Below are 19,568 nucleotides of genomic sequence, written 5' to 3'. Positions count from 1 at the left end.
CAGTAAGAAATTAGCGTCCAGTGCTAATTTCTTGCCGCAGAGCCAACCGGCGGCACAAAGATTTTATATGCCGAATCGAACACAATAGTAAGTATGAAGTCCACCGGTACCTCGCCCTCGAGCGCCTTGCGCTCCGGCGCCGGCTGGTTGGCTCGCTCACTGGTGACCCCGCTGGTCCCGCAGGACTATGTCGACCTCTTCGCACCACTGAGCTCGCGGACGATTTTGCGCGGCCGGGTCGCCGACATCCAGATGGAGACCCAGGACGCGGCCACCGTCACCATCCGGCCCGGCCGCGGTTGGCGTGGTCACATCCCGGGCCAGTTCATCAGGATCGGTGTCGATGTCGAGGGCGTGCGCCTGTGGCGTGCCTACTCCGTCACATCCGGTCCCCGCGATGACGGCTGCATCGCGATCACCGTCAAGGCGATCAGCGGTGGCGCCGTCAGCACCCACCTGATCGAGACCCTGCGAGTCGGGCAGATCGTGCAGATGGAACAGGCCGACGGCGCCTTCGTGCTGCCGGCGGTGCTGCCCCGGCAGATCCTGCTGCTCACCGGCGGCAGCGGCATCACTCCCGTGATGGGGATCCTGCGGCATGCCGTCGACGAACTCGACGACGTGATCCTGTTGCACTCCGCACCTCGACCTGAGGACGTCATCTTCGCCGACGAGCTGCGGTCCCTGGCCCAACAGGGGCGGATCACCCTGCTCGAACGCCACACCGATCACGAGGGCATGCTGGACACCGACGAACTCGCCGCTCTCGTGCCGGACTGGGCCGATCGCGAAACCTGGGCGTGCGGCCCCGCGGGCATGTTGGAGATGCTCGAAAACCATTGGGAACACGAGGGTCACGCGCACCGACTGCACACCGAGCGATTCCGGCCCGCGGTCGTCGAACCCGGTGAAGGCGGCGTCGCCTACTTCACCGGACTCGACCGCGAGGTCGAATGCGACGGCGCGCGACCGATCCTCGACCACGCTGAGGACGCCGGCATCCTGATGCCGTCCGGATGCCGGATGGGCATCTGTTACGGGTGCGTCCTGCCGCTACGAGAAGGCGCCGTGCGCGACCTGCGCACCGGCGAGATCACCACCGCGACCCCCGGCGACGGGGTGCTCGTGCAGACCTGCATCTCGGCTGTCGCGGGACGCTGCGACATACAGCTCTAAAGACCTGAACCATCAACCACAGCAAGGGATCACGACCATGACTGCATTGCAGAAGAAGGACGTCAACCCGATCGAGCACCTCACCCGCGAGGACATCGAAGCCCTCGGCGAAGAACTGGACGCGCTGCGCCAAGAGGTCGTCGACTCACGTGGAGCAGCCGATGCGGCATACATCCGCCGGGTCATCGACGTGCAACGCAAACTGGAGATGGGCAGCCGGTTCGTGCTGCTGGCCAGCCGCAACAACGTGGCCTTCGCACTCGGCACCATCGGCCTGACTGTGTCCAAGATCCTGGAGAACATGGAGATCGGGCACAACGTCATGCACGGCCAGTGGGACTGGATGCGCGACCCGAAGATCCACTCGACGACCTGGGAGTGGGACAACGCCTCCCCCGCCGATCTGTGGAAGCACTCGCACAACGAGCTGCACCACACCTACACCAACGTGCTCGGCCGCGACAACGATCTGGGTTACGGCATCATGCGCGTCGACGAGGACCAGCGCTGGCACCCCGTCTACCTCGGTCAGCCGGTGTGGAACTTCGTCAACGCCTGCTTCTTCGAATACGGCATCGCCGCCTACGATCTCGAGCTCGGCAAGTACTTCGCCGGCCGCAAGGACAAGGACGTCTTCAAGCGGGACGCCACCAAGGTGGTCAACAAGATCCGCGGTCAGGTCACCAAGGACTACGTGCTGCACCCGTTGCTGGCGACCGTGACCGGGTCGGCCCGGCGCACCCTCGCCGCGAACTACCTCGCCAACCTGGCCCGCAATCTGTGGACCCACTCGGTCATCATGTGCGGCCACTTCCCCGAAGGCGTCGAGACCTTCACCCGCACCTCGATCGCCGGCGAAACCCGCGGCGACTGGTACCTGCGGCAGATGATCGGCTCGGCCAACATCTCCGGGTCCAAGGCGATGCACATCGCGACGGGCAACCTGAGCTTTCAGATCGAGCACCACCTGTTCCCCGACCTGCCGAGCAACCGTTACCAGCAGATCGCCCCGCGCGTGCAGGACATCTGCGAGCGCTACGGCCTGCAGTACACCTCCGGATCGCTGCCGCGCCAGGTCGGTTCGGCGTGGATGAAGGTCATCCGGTTGTCGCTGCCCAACAAGTATGCCGAGCGCCTTCGTCCGCGCCGCGCGCCGAAGCCGTTGGTGCGCAAGGTCGTTCGCCGCGAGCGCCTGGCCGAGGCCGCCTGAGTCGGCACCACCTCCCGCGGTGTCGACCGCCGCACGTATGACGAGCGTCCTGCTACCAGCGGGGCGCTCGTCATACGTATGGACACCAAATATTCACACTCTCAATATCCCCACAGCCTTTCCATAGCCGCCACGATGGGTCAGCGTGCACTTAGCCGCCTACGTCATCAGGAGGAACATCGTGCGGAACGCCATCGTGGCCGCGACAGCTGTCGCGGCCCTCGCTGCGGGTGGAGTCGGGGTCGGCGCAGCTGCGCAAGCCGCCCAGACCCCGGCCCGGCACACCGCAACACCGTCTTCGCCCTCGTCGCCGACGAACTGTCAGCTCGCCAACGGCATCAAGCACGTCGTGCAGGTCGACTTCGACAACGTGCACCTCACCCGCGACAACCCCAACGTCGCGAGTGACTTGGAACAGATGCCGGCTCTGCTCAACTTCATGAAGAGCCAAGGCGTGCTGATGACCAACACGCACGACGACCTGGTGCACACCGGCACCAACATGATCTCGGACATGACGGGGCTCTACCCCGACCGCGACGCGATCACCCAGTCCAACAGCGGCGACTACTACGACCCGTCCGGCGCCACCCACCCGGACAGCTCGTTCGCCTATTGGACCGACTCGGTCTACGACCCCTCGGGCGGCATGACCGACCAGCGGTACAACATGGACTACCTGCCATCGCGCACCCAGGCCGCGCCGAAGAAGAGCATCAACGTGCCGGCGCCGTGGGTCCCGTTCACCGAGGCCGGCTGCAATGTCGGCGAAGTCGGTTCTCCCAACACGGTTCTGGAAAACACCACCTCCGACGTGACCAAGGTGTTCGGAGCCGGTTCGCCGCAGGCGGCCGAGGCCGCCACCAACCCGACCAAGGCCCAGGCGGACATGGTCGGGTTCGCCGTGCACTGCGCCAAGACCTCCCGGTTGTGCGCATCCGGTGAGACCGACGCGCTGCCGGACGAGCCGGGCGGCTACGCCGGTTACAAAGCGTTGTTCGGCGCCGCTCAGATCCAGCCGGTGATCAGCCCGAGCGGACCGGTGCGTTCCACCGACGGCAAGATCATCGCCGACCCGACCGGCAACCCCGGCTTCCCCGGATTCGACTCCGAGACGCCGAACAACTCGCTCGGGTACGGCGCCCAGATGCTCGAGCACGGGGTGCAGGACGTCAACATCTACGTCTCTGACGCGCACGGTGACCACACCGCCGCCAACACCGGTGACATGGGCCCTGGCCAGCAGACCTTCACGCAGCAGCTCGCGTCATACAACGCGGCCTTCGCGACATTCTTCGCCCGGCTCAAGAAGGACGGGATCACCCCGGCGAACACCCTGTTCACCTTCACCACCGACGAGGGCGACCACTTTGCGGGCACCGCGCCGACACCGGCGAACTGCACTGGCACGCCTGGGAATTACTGCAACTACAAGACTCGCTCCGAGGTCGACGTCAACCTGCCGGGGCTGCTTGCGACGCAGGCCGGCAACACGACGCCGTTTGCGATCCACGACGACCCCGCCCCCGCCCTGTGGGTGGAGGGCAACCCGGCCCGCAACAGTTCGACCGTGCGTGCACTGGACCATGCGATCGCCAAGGTGAAGTTCACCAACCCCTACACCGCCAAGTCCGAACCGGTGGCCTACAGCATGGCCGACACCGCGGAAGAAAAGATCCTGCACTTCGTCAGCGCGGATGCCGCTCGCACGCCGACGCTGACGTTGTTCTCCGGCGAGGATTCGTATGTCGGTAGCGGTGCGGCGAACTGCAACTCCTCCTGCGTCTACACCTCGCAGGGCTACGCGTGGAACCACGGTGGCGACTGGTCGGACATGCAGGACATCTGGGCTGGTTATGTCGGTCCCGGCATCTCGGCACGCGGCACCAACACCACGTTCACCGACCAGGTCGACATGCGTCCGACAATCATGACGCTGACCGGGCTGCGCGACAGCTACCAGGTCGACGGCGTTCCACTGCTGCCGATCATCTCCCCGAAGGTGCTCTCGCCTCAGGTGCGCGCGCACGAGAAGCAGCTGATCGCACTGAGTGCGGCATACAAGCAGTTGACCGCTCCCACAGGGCAGTTCGCGATGGCGACGCTGAAGATGTCGACGGCCGCACTGACCAGCACCTCTCCCGGTGACAGCACCTACATCAACACCGAAAAGACGCTGACCGGCCTGTGCTTCGCACGCGACTCGCTCGCCCAGCAGATGGAGGCGTCGATCCTGGGTGCCATCGAGGGTCGCGGCGGATTCAGCTCCGGCAACGTGCAGTCGTTGACGAGCAGGAGCAACGGGATGTTGCGCACCTCCTGACCGCCATCTGCTCGACGCCGAGAAGGCGTGCACCGCAATGTCGTTGCGGTGCACGCTTTTTCGGTGTCCTGTGCGGTGTGATGCCGTCGTTCTGTATGCCGTAGCACGGATGAGGGGAGCGGTCGCCGACACGCCCTCGGTCGGTCGACGCAAAACGTGACCTGTGAACGCCGGGCCTTACTGGTCGCACGGTCGGCGACCTCGTAGAGTCGTCGCATGAAGATGACTGAGTCGCTGGAAGCCAAGTTCAACCACCAGATCACCATGGAATTCGAATCCTCCATGGTCTACCGCCAGCTGGCGATCGAGATGGAGGACATGGACCTCCCCGGCATGGCGGCGTGGTTGCGCCACCAGGCCGACGAAGAGATCGTGCACGCCAACAAGTTCATCGACCACCTGAGCGACCGCGACAACCACCCGCTGATCGGCGCCATCGCCGCCCCGGATCTGCACATCGACTCGGTTCTCTCCTGCTTCGAGGCCGCCCTGCGTCACGAGGAGAAGATCTCGGCATCGATCCGCGATCTCTACCGCGCCGGTGACGACGCCGACGACCTCGACTCCCGCCCGCTGCTGAACTGGTTCCTGTCCGAGCAGGTCGAGGAAGAATCGACGGTCAGCGAGATCGTCGGCCGCATCAAGCTGATCGACAACGACGGCCCCGGCCTGCTGCGCCTGGACGAGGACCTCGCCCAGCGTCCGACCGCCACCACCGAGAACACCGCTCAGTAGGACGCGCTCCGTCATACTGCTCGTCACGGCAGCGGGTTCGCCGGCATACAGCCGCCGCGGACCCGCTGTTTTTTCTGCACCGCGTCCAAGAATTACTGCTTCTCCACTCCCCTGCTTTGTCTCCCCCTGCTTCTCCACTCCCCCTGCTTCTCCACTCCCCTGCTTCGTCCGCGGTTGACCTGGCGGCAGACGTTGTTAAGAGTGCGCCATAACGGCACCTTGTGACAGGTCAACAGGTGCTGGGCCCGAGCAACGGTCCGCTCACCTTGTGCTGGCCGATCGCGACAGGTCACCAGGTGCCGAACCCGAGCTACCGCCACCCGGTGCGAGTTGACGTTTTTCGAACGCGTGTTCGATACTTGACCGCATGCCGGCCACCACATCGAGCACCGTCGCCGAGTTGCAGCAGCTGTTGCAACGGCACGACTCGCCCCCTGCCAGCATGGCCGGGTTGCCCCTGCATCCTGCGTTATCCGCAGCATTCCCAACGGGATTGAGGGCCGGGGCGGCATACTCCCTCGACGGTTCGTTCACCGCAGCACTGGCGCTGCTGGCCGGTCCGTCACGAGCCGGCTCCTGGTGCGCGGCGGTCGGGCTGCCACACCTGAGTGTCGAAGCCGCCGCCCAGTGGGGGGTCGACCTCGACCGACTGGTGCTGGTCCCCCGCCTCGACGCCACGCAGTGGACGAGTGTGGTCGCCACGTTGATCGAGGTGAGCGATCTGGTGCTTGCCGCACCACCGGAGCACATCAGCGCGGGCGAGATCTCCCGGGTGCTGGCCCGGCTGCGTAGCTGCGGCAGCACCCTGCTCGTCACGGGCCCCTGGCCACGCGCTGCCGCACAGCTCACCGCCCGCACGGTGCGATGGGAGGGCTTGCACCAGGGTCACGGGTGCATCCACGGGCAACGCCTGCGCTTGGAGGTCGTCGAGCACCACCGCCGCCGATGCGCCGAGTTCGACGTGCCGGTGCGCTCGTGACCACCTCACCTGCCACTGCCGACCCGGTCCGCGTGCTGTTGCTGTGGTGCCCCGGCTGGTCGGTTCTGGCAACTCGTCTCATCCAGGGCATCCCCGCCGATGCAGCACTGGCACTCACCGACCGCAGTGTGATCGTGGCCGCATCCGATGCGGCTGTGGCCGAAGGCGTAACTGCCGGTCTTCGCCTCCGTCAGGCACAACACCGGTGTCCCGATCTGATCGTCCTGCCGCAGGACACCCTCGCCGAGACCCGTGCTTTCGAGCCTATGGTCCGCATCATCGAGGACATCGTTCCTGACGTGCATGTCGTCCGGCCGGGCATCGCTGCGGTCAAGGCGCAGGGTCCGCGACGGTTCTACGGCGGCGAATCCGAAGCGGCATACGCACTGTTCTCCCACCTGCGAACGTATGCCGAGCGTGACCTGCGCACCAGCATCGATCTGCGCGTGGCCGTCGCCGACGGGCTCTTCACAGCCGAGCACGCCGCCCGCAACACCACCATCGCGACACCGGTCACCGTCATACCTCCCGGTGGCTCGGCTGCCTTCCTCGCCGGGCTGCCAGTGAGCACCGCCTGCGACAAACAGATGTCTCATCTGTTGCAACGTATGGGCATTCGCCGCCTTGGCGAGTTCGCAAAGCTGCCACGCGATCAGGTGCACGCGCGTTTCGGAGCCGCCGGTCTGCACGCCCACAAGCTGGCCTGCGGCCAGGACGCTCCGACGCTGAACGCGCGCACCGTTCCCGCCGATCTCACCGCGACCATCCATTTCGAGCCACCAACCGATCGGGTCGAGCAGATCATCGCCCGGTGCCGACCGGCGGCCGCCCGCTTCACCGAACAGCTCACCCACTCCTCCCTGGTCTGCACCGAGATCCGGGTGGGCGTCCAGCTGGAGCCGGACGGACTGCTGGAGCGCATTTGGCGCCACCCATGGCAGTTCGGGCAGACCGAGATCCTGGATCGAGTGCGCTGGCAGCTCGAAGACATCGCGACCGACAGCACCACCATCGACGACGAGGCCTTGCCCTACCGCATCTGCACCGTGCAGATCTCACCCGAATCCGTGGACGCCGCAGCACATCACGCTCAAGGTCTGTGGGGCGATCGTCCCGACGAGCGCATCGAGCTCGCTCTCACCGGACTGCAACACCGGCTGGGTCACGACGGCGTTCTGACCAGCGCCGTCGGCGGCGGGCGTCTGCTGCATGAGCGTCGGATCCTGTGGCCCTGGGGCGACGCGCTGCCGACCGAGCGCGAGCGACGACTGGAGCAACCCTGGCCAGGCAGCATGCCCGGCCCTGCTCCGGCCACAGTGTTCGCGCAGGCTCTCACGGTGCGGGTGCACACAGCCGACGGCACCGCAGTGACCGTCAACGAGCGCGGCGCACTGCGCTCGGAGCCGGTCTGGTTGCTGCTACCGACCGACCGGCGGCGCATCACCTCATGGGCCGGCCCGTGGCCGATCAACCAGCGGTGGTGGCGAAACCCCGCAACAGTCAACAGGTTTCAACTGGCAGACAACGATGATGCCGCCTGGCTGGTGATCACCGACGGTCGGCAGTGGTGGGCCGAGGGCCGCTATGACTGAGGGCGCCGGTCATGGGCTGGTCTAATCCGGCCATCCCCTGGTCCCAGCTGGAGCAGGCGCTCTCGCAGGGCGTGCGCCCACCCGACCGCGAGGATTTCAGCCGCCCCGCAGACGGCGGTGACGCACCCGGCTGGTCCCGCAAACGGCAACCGTTCAAGGCTCCGGATCTTCAGCTCGACACCGGACCCGTGGTGCCCTATGCCGAGTTGCATGCGCACTCGCACTACAGCTTCCTCGACGGTGCCGCATCACCGGAGGCTCTGGCGACCGCAGCCGCCCAGCATCGCCTGCACGGTCTGGCACTGACCGATCACGACGGACTGTATGGCGTGGTGCGTCTCGCCGAGGCAGCCGACACCCTCGGCCTGACAACGGTTTTCGGCGCAGAGTTGTCGCTGGATCTGACCGCGCCGCAGAACGGTCACGCCGACCCCGAGGGCACCCACCTGGTGGTGTTGGCACGCGGCGAGGGCGGCTATCGACGGCTGGCCCGCACCATCACCACCGCCCAGTTGGCCGAGGGCGCGGAGAAAGGCCGTCCGGTCTACGACCTCGACGCGGTCGCCGCGGAGGCTGCGGGTGAGTGGACGGTGCTCACCGGATGCCGCAAGGGCAGCGTCCCGCGAGCGCTAGAGATCCACGGCCACGCTGCTGCAGTCACCGAATTACGCCATCTACAAATGCTTTTCGGCCGATCGAACGTCTTCGTCGAGTTGACCGATCATGGTTCGCCGGGCGACAGCACCCGGTGTGACCGACTGGCCGCGGTCGCGCTCGAAGCGGGAGCGCAGACGGTCGCGACCAACGCGGTGCACTACGCCAACCCTGGGCAGTACCCCCTGTCGACCGCCCTGGCCGCCGTCCGCGCGCGGCGCAGCCTGGAAGAACTCGACGGCTGGTTGCCCGGGACCCCCGGCGCCCACATCCGTAGCGGCGCCGAGATGGCGGCCCGGTTCGCACGATTCCCCGGTGCGGTCGAACGCACGGTCGAGTTGGCGGACGATCTGGGTTTCAGCCTTCGCGCGGCCACGCCACGACTACCGCGGCAGGAGGTTCCCGACGGCCACACCCCGATGAGCTGGTTGCGTGAACTCACGATGCGCGGCGCGGCGAAGCACTACCCGGCGGACAACACTGCGGCATACGAACGCCTCGAACGTGAGCTGAAAGTCATTGAAGCCAAAGACTTTCCGGGCTATTTCCTGATCGTTGACGAAATCGTTCAGTTTGCTCTCAACCACGGGATCCTGTGCCAGGGGCGAGGATCGGCGGCGGCTTCGGCGGTGTGTTACGTCCTGGGCATCACGGTGGTCGACCCGATCTTCTACGGTCTGCCGTTCGAGCGATTCCTGTCCGAGTTGCGCGCGGAGGCGCCTGACATCGACGTCGATTTCGACTCGGCCCGACGAGAGGAGGTCATCCAGCACGTCTACGACCGCTACGGCCGGCACAACGCGGCCCAGGTCGCCAATGTCGTCACCTACCGGCCCAAGAACGCCGTGCGCGACATGGCCAAGGCCCTCGGCGCCAGCCAGGGCCAGCAGGATGCCTGGTCTCGCCAGGTCGAGCGTTGGGGCGCTGAGATTTCGAGCCAGGATCACGACATCCCGGCCCCTGTCATCGACCTGGCGCACCAGGTGCTGGGCTACCCGCGTCACCTCGGCATCCACTCCGGCGGCATGGTGCTCACCGATCGTCCGGTGGGTGAGGTCTGCCCGATCGAACACGCGCGTATGACCAATCGCACTGTCCTGCAATGGGATAAGGAGGACTGCGCCTGGATGGGCCTGGTGAAGTTCGACTTGTTAGGACTCGGGATGCTCTCCGCGCTGCAGCACACCTTCGACCTTGTCGAACGCCATTTCGATGAGCAGTGGCGGATCCAGACCATCCCCCGCAACGAGCCGGGTGTCTACGACATGCTGTGCCGGGCCGATTCGATCGGCGTCTTCCAGGTCGAGAGTCGCGCCCAGATGGGCACCCTTCCCCGGCTGAAACCGCGCTCCTTCTACGACCTTGCGATCGAAATCGGTCTGATCCGCCCCGGGCCGATCCAGGGTGGCGCCGTGCACCCCTACATCCGTCGGCGCACCGGCCAGGAAGACGTCACTTACGCGCACCCACTGCTGAAGGACGTGCTCGAGCGCACCCTCGGTGTGCCGCTCTTTCAGGAGCAACTGATGCAGATGGCGATCGCGGTCGGTGGGTGCACGTCCGCCGATGCCGACCTGCTGCGCAGGGCGATGGGTTCCAAACGCGGTGTCGAACGTATGGATTCGCTGCGCGCCAAACTGTTCGCCGGTATGGCGGCCAACGGTCTGTCCGATGACGTCGCCAATGAGATCTACAACAAGATCGAGGCCTTCGCGAACTTCGGTTTCGCCGAGTCGCACGCGTTGAGTTTCGCGGTGCTGGTCTATGCCAGTTCGTGGCTCAAACTGCACTACCCGGCGGCCTTCCTGGCTGCCCTGCTGCGTGCGCAGCCGATGGGTTTCTACTCCCCGCAGACCCTCACCGGCGATGCCCGCCGGCACGGCGTGACCGTACTGTCGCCCGACATCGTCCACTCGTCGGTGTACGCCGACCTCGAACCCGAGTCAGCCGACGCACTGGCCCGCCGAGGCGGCCGCGACGAGTGCTTGCACGATCATGCACACACGGACATCGGCGAATTCGATGCAGCTGCACCCCCGGACTGGCAGGAGCATCGCCGCGACTGGCAGCACGCTGTGCGCCTCGGCCTGGCCGACATCACCGCGTTGGGCGCGGCACCTGCCGAGCGCATCGTGCAGCAACGCAATCTCGGTGGGCCCTACCGCGACCTCGCCGATCTGGCGCGCCGGACGGAACTGACCACCGAGCAGATGGAGGCGCTGTCGCTCTCGGGTGCGCTCGACTCGATGGCCGGCTCCAGACGCGCGGCGCTATGGCAGTCAGCCGAGGCAGCATCGATCCGCTCCGGCCAGCTGGAGGTGCGGGTGCCCTACCAGCCTCCGCTGCTGCCGGAACTCAGCCTGGGCGAGTTGCTGGCGCACGACCTGCAGTCGACCGGCATCAGCCCGGCCGACCATCCCATGCAGCACTGTCGCGCCGACATGGATGCCCGCGGAGTGCTGCCGATCACCCAGTTGCTGCACTTCGAGACCGGCCGGCGGATCCATGTCGCCGGGGTTGTGACGCATCGGCAACGGCCGGCGACCGCCAGCGGCATCACCTTCCTCAACCTCGAAGACGAAACCGGGATCCTCAACGTCATCGTGTCCCGCGGTGTCTGGCATCGACACCGCCGCATCGCCAGAGCGGCGCCCGCGATGGTGGTGCGCGGCATACTCGAACGGTCGAAGGAGGGTGTCGTCAATCTGGTGGCGGACAAGCTCGAACACCTGACCATCCACGTGCGCACCCGCTCGCGTGACTTCCAGTGATCGTCATTCGCGTCGTTCCGCGGCGGTGACCGTCTGCGACATCAGCGTGGCGATCGTCATCGGCCCGACACCTCCAGGCACCGGCGTGATGTATGCCGATCGTGTTGCTGCAGTGGCGAATTCGACGTCGCCGACATTTCCCTCGTTGTAGCCCGCGTCGACGACGACGGCACCCGGCTTGATCCACTCCCCCTTGATCAGCTCGGCACGACCGACGGCAGCGACCACGATGTCAGCCCGCCCGACCTCTGCGGCCAGATCCGGCGTGCGCGAATGACAGATGGCCACGGTCGCGTCCTGCTGCAACAACAACATCGCCACCGGTTTGCCGAGGATCGCGCTACGGCCGACCACACACGCAGTGCGGCCGGCCACCGGGATGTCATACGCCGCCAGCAGATCGACGATTCCGGCGGGATGCACGATCGAAAGCAGTCGTCTCCCATTGCCATCGCGGCGAAGCTCGCGAGTGTGACACCGTCGACGTCCTTGCTCGGGTCGATGGCTTCGCAAACTGCGCGTTCGTCGATCTGGCGCGGCGCGGGGTGCTGCACGAGAATCCCGTCGACCACCACGTCCGCCGACAGTGCAGCGACTGCTGCAACGGCCTCGACCGTGGCACATGCGGCATCCAGTGCGACGTGACGGGAGTCGATCCCGAGCCGTTCGCACTGCCGTTGCTTCATCGCGACATAGGTCTGCGACGCGGGGTCGTCGCCGATGAGCACAGTGGCGAGCAACGGCCGCCTGCCAGTTCTTTGGGCGAACGCTGCAGCCCGCGTCGCAGTTGTGGCATTCGCCTCGCGCGCCACTGCGGTTCCATCCAAAAGCCTTGCCTGCGAATGCATTTCGACATACTCCTCATCAGTGATGAGGGCACCCAGGCGGGCGATGCGATCTCGAGCGGTGCACTCCCCGGTGGTGACCCACCTGCGCCAGTCGTGCACCACGATCGTAGCCGGTGAGGTGGACACGACCCGCGAGCCGGATCGGATCTCCCACGACGAGTAGTGCGCGCCAACCTCAGACGTGCATCGTCTCCGTTGGCGCAGGCCCGGTGGTGTCGCCGATCCGCAGGCTGACTTCGAAGACGGAGCTCTCGACCTGCTGCCCCTCGAGCAACCCGCGCACCTTCTCCCCGAGCGCGCGCCCCTTGGCCATCGGACGCTGGTCGATGGTGGTCAGCGTGCGGTCGAACCACGGCAACGCGACACCGTCGAAACCGGTGACCGAGACATCCTGCGGCACACGAAGCCCGCGCTGTGTCACGGCCTGCACTGCGCCGGCGGCGAGCAGGTCGCTCTGGGCGATGATCGCGGTCGGCGGTGACGGAGCATCCAGCGCCGCGTCGGCCGCCGCTCGCCCGGAGGCGAAGTCGGCCTCGGCAGCCTCGATGAGATCCGCATCGGCAAAGACATCCAGCACGCCGAGCGCGCGGTCGCGCGTATCAGGGAAGCCGCTCGCGCGCACCTGTCCGACAGTGCGCCGACCGGGGCCGCTTCCCCACCGCAACGGCATCATCACGTGCGCGACGCGTGTGTGCCCCAGATCCGCCAGGTGTTGGGCGACGTCGCGGGTTGCGGCCCGCTCGGGCACCTCGACCCGCACGACTTCGTCGCCCGTGGGCGAACTCGTGCCGACGACCGGTATGCCACGCGCGAGGAATTGGTCCGCGAGCTCGTTGTGCTCCTCACCGCAGAGCAGGAAGACCACCGCATCGGCCGCAACCCGCGACGGCTGCGGAGCCTGGTCACCATGACCTTCGCTCACGTCCGGCAGCAACAACAGCCCGCAACCGAGCTCTCCGACCACCTGCGCCAGCCCGTCGAGCACGGCCACCACGAACGGATCGCGGAACGCGTGCAGGATTCGCCGCTCGACGACCGCCGCGATGACGCCACTGCGGCCGTTTCGCAACGAGGATGCCATCGGGTGCGGCCCGGCATACCCGAGGTCGAGCGCTGCGGCACGGACACGTTCAGCGGTTTCGGCAGCCACCGGCTTGTTGCCGCTGAAGACCAGTGACGCCGTCGAGGTGGCCACTCCGGCGAGCTCGGCGACATCTCGCAAAGTGGCTCGACCGTTGCGTCCCGCTTGACCTGTCACTGACATGGGTAGCAGACTATCGAATCGATTCGTCGAATCGATTCGACAATCATTGTGCGCCAACGCGCATCCCTTACGACAACCGATGACATCCCGCACCACTCGCACGTGATCCACCCAGGAGTTGGAACCCAATGACCACTTCGAGCACAGCAGCCCGTGCCCTGCCGGACGACGTGCAGCGCAGCGTTGCGCTGCAGCGGGCAATGTGGGCGGTCATTGCGGTTTTTGCGCTCAACGGTGCGTCGTTCGCGACCTTTGCGTCCCGGATCCCGGACGTCAAGGCGCAGCTCGGCCTGTCCGCTGCCGGCCTAGGCCTCTTCCTGCTGTCCGGGTCCGCCGGCAGCGTCGCCGGGCTCCCCCTGTCCGGCTGGGTGGCCGGCCGGCTCGGCTCGTTGCGGACCGTGCTGATCGCCAGTTGCGCCACCACCGCCGGGTATGCCGGGGCTGCCATCGGCGTCAGCCTCGGCAATGTGGCCCTGGCCGCGATCTGCCTGTTCGTCGCCGGATTCGGGATGGGCTCATGGGATGTCGCGATGAACCTCAAGGGCACCGTCGTCGAGCGCGGCCTGGGCAAGTCGATCATGCCGCGCTTTCACGCTGCCTTCAGCGGAGGCACCGTCGTCGCCGCCCTGATCGCCGCAGGGATTTCCGCGGCGCACGTCTCGATTCTTGCCCACGTGCTCATCGGAATGGCGTTTATCCTCGCCACCACCATCTGGTGCGTGCGCGGCTTCAACGCCATAGAGGACGACCACGAAATTGACTCTCCTGCAGACGAACCCGAAGAAACCAGCTCGCACTGGGGAGCCTGGCGCGAACGTCGCGTGTTGTTGATCGGCCTGGTCACCCTGGTCGCGGCCTTCACCGAAGGCACTGCCAACGACTGGATGTCGGTGGCCTTCGTCGAGGGCCACCATGTGCCGAAGTGGGCGGGGATTCTGGCGTTCGCGACCTTCCTGTCGTTCATGACGTGCGGGCGGCTCGTCGGCACCTCCCTCATCGACCACTTCGGCCGAGTTCCCGCGCTGCGCGTCTGCTTCGGTATGGCGATCGCCGGTTGCCTCGTCGTCGTGTTCGCACCTACGTGGCTTGCGTATGCCGGAGTCGCCGTCTGGGGCGTCGGTGTCTCGCTGGGCTTCCCGATCGGCATGAGTGCCGCGGCGGACGATCCGAAGCGTGCACACGCGCGGATCTCGGTCGTCAGCACGATCGCCTACACCGCGTTCCTGGCAGGGCCGCCGTTGCTCGGATTCCTCGGCCAGCACGTCGGGGTGCTGCATGCACTGCTGGCCGTGGGTGCAGCCGCGCTCGTCGCGCTGGCCACGGTCCCTGCCGTGCGCGAACCAGCGCAGCGCCATACCGACGTCAGCGGCGCGTAGCCTCAGGCTCGTGAGTGAACTGAGCGCGGCCGTCATCGACGAGCTGGCACCGACCGGGCGACTTCGCGCGTCGATCAATCTCGGCAATCCCGTTCTTGCGCAGGGCGATCCGGATCATCCACGTGGTGTGACCGTTGATCTGGCCGCTGAGATCGCGACGCGGTTGGGTGTCGAGTGCACGTTCGTGTGCTTCGACGCCGCCCGTAAGTCGTTCGAGGAGCTGACCGACGGCTCCGCTGACATCGGCTTCCTGGCGATCGAGCCGGCACGGGCACGGCAGGTCAGTTTCACCGCGCCGTATGCCGTGATCGAAGGCATCTTCGTCGTGACGGATGCGTCGCCGGTGCGCACGGTGGATGATGCGGACCGGCCGGGCGTGCGCATCGGCGTCAAGGAGGGATCGGCATACGACCTCTTCCTCACGCGGACGCTGCAGCACGCGACGATCGTGCGCGGCGCCGAAGGCGTGGACGTCTTCGCTGCCGGAGGTCTCGAGGTGGGCGCCGGCATCCGTCAACCGGTGACCGCGTTTGCCGAGCAGCACAGCGACATGCGAGTGGTCGAGCCGGCATTCATGCAGATCGAGCAGGCGGTTGCGATGCCGCGTGACCGCAGCGTGGTGGCGATCGATTTCGTTCGCTCGATCGTCGAGGAGCTCAAGGCCAGCGGCTTCGTCGCCGACGCGCTGCGTCGCTCCGGCCAGACCGGAGCCCAGGTGGCACCACCCGCCTGAGACTGATGGCGCATCGCACTGTCCACACAATTCCATCGGAGACTCGCGCCATCGACGATCATCGCGCACAATACTGAGGGACTCAGGAATTTCTCAGGAGGGTGTGCATGGTTCCGTCACGCGTGTTTGTGGCCGGTCTGACGATGATCGGTCTCGTCGGAGTGGCCGGTTGCGGTGGTTCGTCGAGCGAGGCTGCCGGGTCGTCGGTGCCGGTGATCACACCGTCGTCGAAGGCGTCGAGCACGACGAGCACATCGGCGTCGCCGAGTCCCAGCGGCACGGCCGCGGGCGCACCGGGAGTGCCGGAGCCCGCTCGCCAGCACACCGCAGCCGGTGCTGAAGCTTTCGCCAGGTACTACATCGACCTAGTCAACCGGTTGGGGCAAAATCCGAAACCTGGCGTTCTTGAGCCCCTCAGTCTCGACTCGTGCAAGACCTGCGCCAACTTTGAGGACTCCGCTGCTTACCTATCCAGTCACCGAGAACGATTCAGCGGTCCGCAGTTCTCCATTGTTCGAACGTATGCAAATCTGGACCCTAGTAATGAGAATGTCATCACTGCGGTCGTGTCGCCCCTGAAAGGTGCTCGACTCGATCAGTCGAATCACGTCCTGAAGACCTACCCAGCCGATGCGAACCAAGGGCTCGTTTTCGGCCTTGATTGGAAGAATGGTTGGCGCGTTTCAACCATCAAGACTGATCCCACGGCGACTGAATAATGCGCACCCTGAGAATAGCGTGGACCGCTTCTGCGGCATTCGTAATGTTGAATTTCAGCCCAGTGCTCGCAACGGCAGAAACCGGCGAACCGTGTTACGGATCGGTGTGCGGTGGTGTCGAAGACGACGGTGTATACGTCGGCCTCAGCAAGACCGAAACCTCCGGCCTCCCGCCGAGCACGACCGTGAAAATTTCAGACCATGGACAAAGAGTCGAACGCCGAGTCTCCTACGAATACTCCGCCCCGCCCGCGTGCCCCAACAACGACGCGGAAAATAACGAATTCGACTGCGTCCTGTCCTTGACCGGTTGCAACAACGTGGCCGACTCAAATGGCCCCCTGTCGCGCATCTATCGCCGGGCGGTAATGCCACCTGGACAGCCTCCAGCGACGTGGGACTATCTGGGTCAAACGTGCTGGCCGGATCTAGTCCCGAACACCATCGACAAACCACGACTCACCCTGGCGATGATCCAGTCCGAATTCGACCGCACCCCTTTCACCGCACCAGTCATCAGGATCGAACCGGTGGGCAACCGGACCCTGGTCAACCTGCCCACCTACTTCACCGCCACCTTCCCAGCAGGCGGGTACGGCCCCGGGGAAGTCCGCACCACCACCCTGCTGGGACACACCGTGCGGATCCGACCCGTCTTCCACACCACCACCATCACCCTCGGCGACGGCACCACCCTCGGACCCGCCACCAGCACCGGCGGCGGATACCCAGGCGGGGACCTGGTCCACACCTACACCCACCCCGGCACCGTCACCACCCGCGCCACCGTCGTGTACTCCGGACAGTTCTCCGTCGACGACCAGGACTGGGCCAACCTGCCCGGCACCGCCACCATCACCGGACCCGCCCAAGCCCTACAGGTCCTGCAAGCCACCAACCGCCTCGTCCGATAACCCACACGCCGCGTGCCAACGCGGACATGCCCACGTGGCCGGGCACTGGATGTTCGACACCATGTCGGCTAGGACCGCCCTGGTGTCGAGCATCCGTCACCGCCATGCTCCATGCCGAACCTGAAGACTCGCGCACACACTCCTCCAACGTGCGCAGCGGAGATCCCACCTAGGCTGGAACGGTCGGCCGTCACCAACACTGCGACCAGCACACCGTCGCACCAGCACCCACCGTAGGCCGGCGACCGGGCACCAGATCGTCAGGAGTCACCCGCACATGGCCAACCGTCTCGCGAACGCGACCAGCCCCTACTTGCTGCAGCACGCCGACAACCCGGTCGACTGGTGGGAGTGGAATGACGACGCCTTTGCCGAAGCGCGCCGCCGCAACGTGCCGATCCTACTGAGCGTCGGCTACTCCGCCTGCCACTGGTGCCACGTGATGGCCCACGAGTCCTTCGAGGATGCCGACGTCGCGGCCGCCCTGGCCAAGGACTTCGTCGCTATCAAGGTCGATCGCGAAGAACGCCCGGACGTCGACGCGGCATACATGACGGCGACAACCGCCATGACGGGCAACGGCGGCTGGCCGATGACCTGCCTGCTGACACCCGACGGCAAGCCCTTCTTTGCCGGCACCTACCTGCCGAAACCGCAATTCCTGCAACTGCTTTCGGCTGCCTCCGACGCCTGGACCAACCAGCGAGACCACGTGCTGGCGTCCAGCGACCATGTCGCCCAACAACTGCAGTCCGCGACAGCGCGTGGCGAGTCCACACCCATCACCAGCGCCACTCTCGACGAAGCCGTCGCCACACTCCAGCGCACGTATGACGCACAGCACGGCGGCTTCGGCACCTCCCCGAAGTTCCCGCCGTCCATGGTGCTGGAGTTCTTGCTCCGTCACCACGCACGCACCGGTAACGCCGAATCCCTACGTATGGCGCAGGGCACCTGCGAGGCGATGGCCCGCGGCGGGATCTACGACCAACTCGACGGCGGCTTCGCCCGCTACAGCGTCGACGCGGCGTGGGTCGTGCCGCACTTCGAGAAGATGCTCTACGACAACGCTCAGTTGCTGCGCGTCTACGCACACCTGTGGCGCATCACCGAGTCCCCACTTGCGGCACGAATCTGCACACAGACAGCGCAATTCATCATCGGCACCCTCGGCACACCGGAAGGCGGCTTCGCTGCGGCACTCGACGCCGACGCCGATGGCATCGAGGGACTGACCTACGCATGGACTCCTGACCAGCTTCGCGAAGCGCTCGGCGCCGACGACGCGCCGCGGGCGGCGGAACTGCTGTCCGTCACACCGGCCGGCACCTTCGAGCACGGCAGCTCCACCCTGCAACGACGCAGCGACCCTGACGACGAACAGTGGTGGGAGGACATCCGCGCCAAGCTGTCGAGCGTCCGCCGCACCCGGCCTCAACCGGCGCGCGACGACAAGATCGTCACCTCCTGGAACGGCATGGCGATCGCCGCTCTGGCGGATGCCGGCATGATCCTCGGCGAACCCGACTGGGTCACCGCCGCGACCGACTGCGCGGCATACCTGCTGACCACGCATCTGGTCGACGGCCGCCTGCGGCGCACCTCACGGCACGGCCGGGTGGGCAGCGCACCCGGCGTCGCCGACGACTACGGCAATCTCGCCGAAGGCCTGCTCACTCTGCACCAGGCAACCGGAAACCCTCAATTCCTCACTGCTGCAAGCGAATTGCTGCAGGTCGCGCGCGACCGTTTCGATGCCGGCGACGGCGGCTTCCGCGACACCTCCGACGACGGCGAGCAGCTCTTCCTCACGCCGCGCGGCCGCGGCGACAATGCCGAACCCTCTGGCACGTCGAGCATCGCCGCCGCGCTGCTGACGCTCGGCGCCCTCACCGGCGACGCAGACGCGATTCGCCGAGCACGGGACGCCGCCGCGTCGATGAGCGAGGTGATCCACGGTGACCCCCGCTTCGCCGGCTGGGCGCTGGCCGTCGCCGAAGCCGACGCGACCGGCCCTCTTCAAGTCGCCGTCGTCGGCACCGACCGCGCCGCCCGTGCAATGCACCGCGCTGTATGGCGCAGCCCCTCCCCCGGCCTGGTCACCGTCGCCGGCACACCGGGTCAGCCGGGACTGCCGCTGCTCGCGGATCGCCTTCTCGTCGAAGGGCATTCGGCCGCCTACGTATGCCGAGGCTTCGTCTGCGATCAACCGGTCACGTCGCTGGACGCCCTCGCGCAGGCGCTCCGCCACCGCTAATCGCTCCGACCACTTGC

At 66.3% G+C, this 19,568-nt stretch carries 14 protein-coding genes, 2 pseudogenes and 1 riboswitch; of the genes and pseudogenes, 12 read left to right on the top strand and 4 right to left on the bottom strand.

The window, feature by feature from the left end; translation table 11 throughout:
• The first annotated feature begins 93 nt into the window (after nucleotides 1–93).
• The 7 genes from BKA23_RS03180 (at nucleotide 94) to BKA23_RS03150 (ending at nucleotide 11,440) form a co-directional block, all read left to right on the top strand.
• Nucleotides 94–1,176, top strand: coding sequence for a ferredoxin reductase (locus tag BKA23_RS03180; RefSeq protein WP_145225406.1), 1,083 nt, complete (start codon nucleotides 94–96; stop codon nucleotides 1,174–1,176).
• A gap of 37 nt (nucleotides 1,177–1,213) precedes the next feature.
• Complete coding sequence (locus BKA23_RS03175; protein ID WP_145225404.1) at nucleotides 1,214–2,386, top strand: fatty acid desaturase family protein; 1,173 nt, start codon at nucleotides 1,214–1,216, stop codon at nucleotides 2,384–2,386.
• A 181-nt stretch (nucleotides 2,387–2,567) separates the two neighbouring features.
• Nucleotides 2,568–4,709, top strand: a complete 2,142-nt coding sequence (locus BKA23_RS03170; RefSeq protein ID WP_145225402.1) for a hypothetical protein — start codon at nucleotides 2,568–2,570, stop codon at nucleotides 4,707–4,709.
• Nucleotides 4,710–4,925: 216 nt separating this feature from the next.
• Complete coding sequence (locus BKA23_RS03165; protein ID WP_145225401.1) at nucleotides 4,926–5,444, top strand: ferritin; 519 nt, start codon at nucleotides 4,926–4,928, stop codon at nucleotides 5,442–5,444.
• Nucleotides 5,445–5,811: 367 nt separating this feature from the next.
• Complete coding sequence (locus BKA23_RS03160) at nucleotides 5,812–6,423, top strand: hypothetical protein (RefSeq protein WP_145225397.1); 612 nt, start codon at nucleotides 5,812–5,814, stop codon at nucleotides 6,421–6,423.
• On the top strand, nucleotides 6,420–8,015 hold the full coding sequence (locus BKA23_RS03155; RefSeq protein WP_170226349.1) for a DNA polymerase Y family protein: 1,596 nt from the start codon (nucleotides 6,420–6,422) through the stop codon (nucleotides 8,013–8,015). Before BKA23_RS03160 ends, BKA23_RS03155 begins: the two co-directional genes overlap by 4 nt.
• Before the next feature lie 11 nt (nucleotides 8,016–8,026).
• The gene (locus BKA23_RS03150) at nucleotides 8,027–11,440 is read left to right on the top strand and encodes an error-prone DNA polymerase (protein ID WP_145225393.1); all 3,414 of its coding nucleotides are present in this window, start codon (nucleotides 8,027–8,029) and stop codon (nucleotides 11,438–11,440) included.
• Nucleotides 11,441–11,443: 3 nt separating this feature from the next.
• On the opposite strand, the gene BKA23_RS17925 is transcribed toward BKA23_RS03150, so the two are convergent.
• From BKA23_RS17925 to BKA23_RS03140, 3 genes and pseudogenes are all read right to left on the bottom strand, one after another.
• A complete protein-coding gene (locus BKA23_RS17925) occupies nucleotides 11,444–11,863 on the bottom strand; it encodes a Rossmann-fold NAD(P)-binding domain-containing protein (protein ID WP_246104422.1) in 420 nt (139 codons plus the stop codon).
• Between the two features lie 68 nt (nucleotides 11,864–11,931).
• Nucleotides 11,932–12,288: pseudogene (locus BKA23_RS18205) on the bottom strand (tetrahydrofolate dehydrogenase/cyclohydrolase catalytic domain-containing protein); the annotation flags it as partial.
• A 23-nt stretch (nucleotides 12,289–12,311) separates the two neighbouring features.
• A riboswitch (ZMP/ZTP riboswitch) is annotated at nucleotides 12,312–12,393 on the bottom strand.
• 70 nt (nucleotides 12,394–12,463) lie between these two features.
• Nucleotides 12,464–13,552, bottom strand: a complete 1,089-nt coding sequence (locus tag BKA23_RS03140; RefSeq protein ID WP_145225391.1) for a LacI family DNA-binding transcriptional regulator — start codon at nucleotides 13,550–13,552, stop codon at nucleotides 12,464–12,466.
• A 113-nt stretch (nucleotides 13,553–13,665) separates the two neighbouring features.
• Here BKA23_RS03140 and BKA23_RS18095 point away from each other — a divergent pair.
• From BKA23_RS18095 to BKA23_RS03130, 3 genes and pseudogenes are all read left to right on the top strand, one after another.
• A pseudogene (locus tag BKA23_RS18095) lies at nucleotides 13,666–14,076 on the top strand (MFS transporter); the annotation flags it as partial.
• Nucleotides 14,062–14,928, top strand: a complete 867-nt coding sequence (locus tag BKA23_RS18090; protein ID WP_342783607.1) for an MFS transporter — start codon at nucleotides 14,062–14,064, stop codon at nucleotides 14,926–14,928. The pseudogene BKA23_RS18095 and the gene BKA23_RS18090, both read left to right, overlap by 15 nt.
• A 10-nt stretch (nucleotides 14,929–14,938) precedes the next feature.
• Nucleotides 14,939–15,661 (top strand): transporter substrate-binding domain-containing protein, encoded by a 723-nt coding sequence (locus tag BKA23_RS03130; protein WP_170226348.1) that lies wholly within the window; start codon nucleotides 14,939–14,941, stop codon nucleotides 15,659–15,661.
• Nucleotides 15,662–15,743: 82 nt separating this feature from the next.
• On the opposite strand, the gene BKA23_RS03125 is transcribed toward BKA23_RS03130, so the two are convergent.
• Nucleotides 15,744–15,941 carry a hypothetical protein gene (locus BKA23_RS03125; RefSeq protein ID WP_145225386.1) on the bottom strand — a complete coding sequence of 66 codons (198 nt, stop codon included), beginning with the start codon at nucleotides 15,939–15,941 and terminating at the stop codon, nucleotides 15,744–15,746.
• Between the two features lie 969 nt (nucleotides 15,942–16,910).
• Here BKA23_RS03125 and BKA23_RS03120 point away from each other — a divergent pair.
• Both BKA23_RS03120 and BKA23_RS03115 read left to right on the top strand, forming a co-directional pair.
• The gene (locus BKA23_RS03120) at nucleotides 16,911–17,294 is read left to right on the top strand and encodes a hypothetical protein (protein ID WP_145225384.1); all 384 of its coding nucleotides are present in this window, start codon (nucleotides 16,911–16,913) and stop codon (nucleotides 17,292–17,294) included.
• Nucleotides 17,295–17,571: 277 nt separating this feature from the next.
• Nucleotides 17,572–19,551, top strand: coding sequence for a thioredoxin domain-containing protein (locus BKA23_RS03115; protein WP_145225382.1), 1,980 nt, complete (start codon nucleotides 17,572–17,574; stop codon nucleotides 19,549–19,551).
• The last annotated feature ends 17 nt before the right edge of the window (nucleotides 19,552–19,568 follow it).

This window comes from Rudaeicoccus suwonensis (genome assembly GCF_007829035.1).
In the GTDB taxonomy this organism is placed as follows: domain Bacteria; phylum Actinomycetota; class Actinomycetes; order Actinomycetales; family Dermatophilaceae; genus Rudaeicoccus; species Rudaeicoccus suwonensis.
The sequence above is the reverse complement of the archived record's forward strand: the minus strand, read 5'-3'. Positions and strand labels throughout refer to the sequence as shown.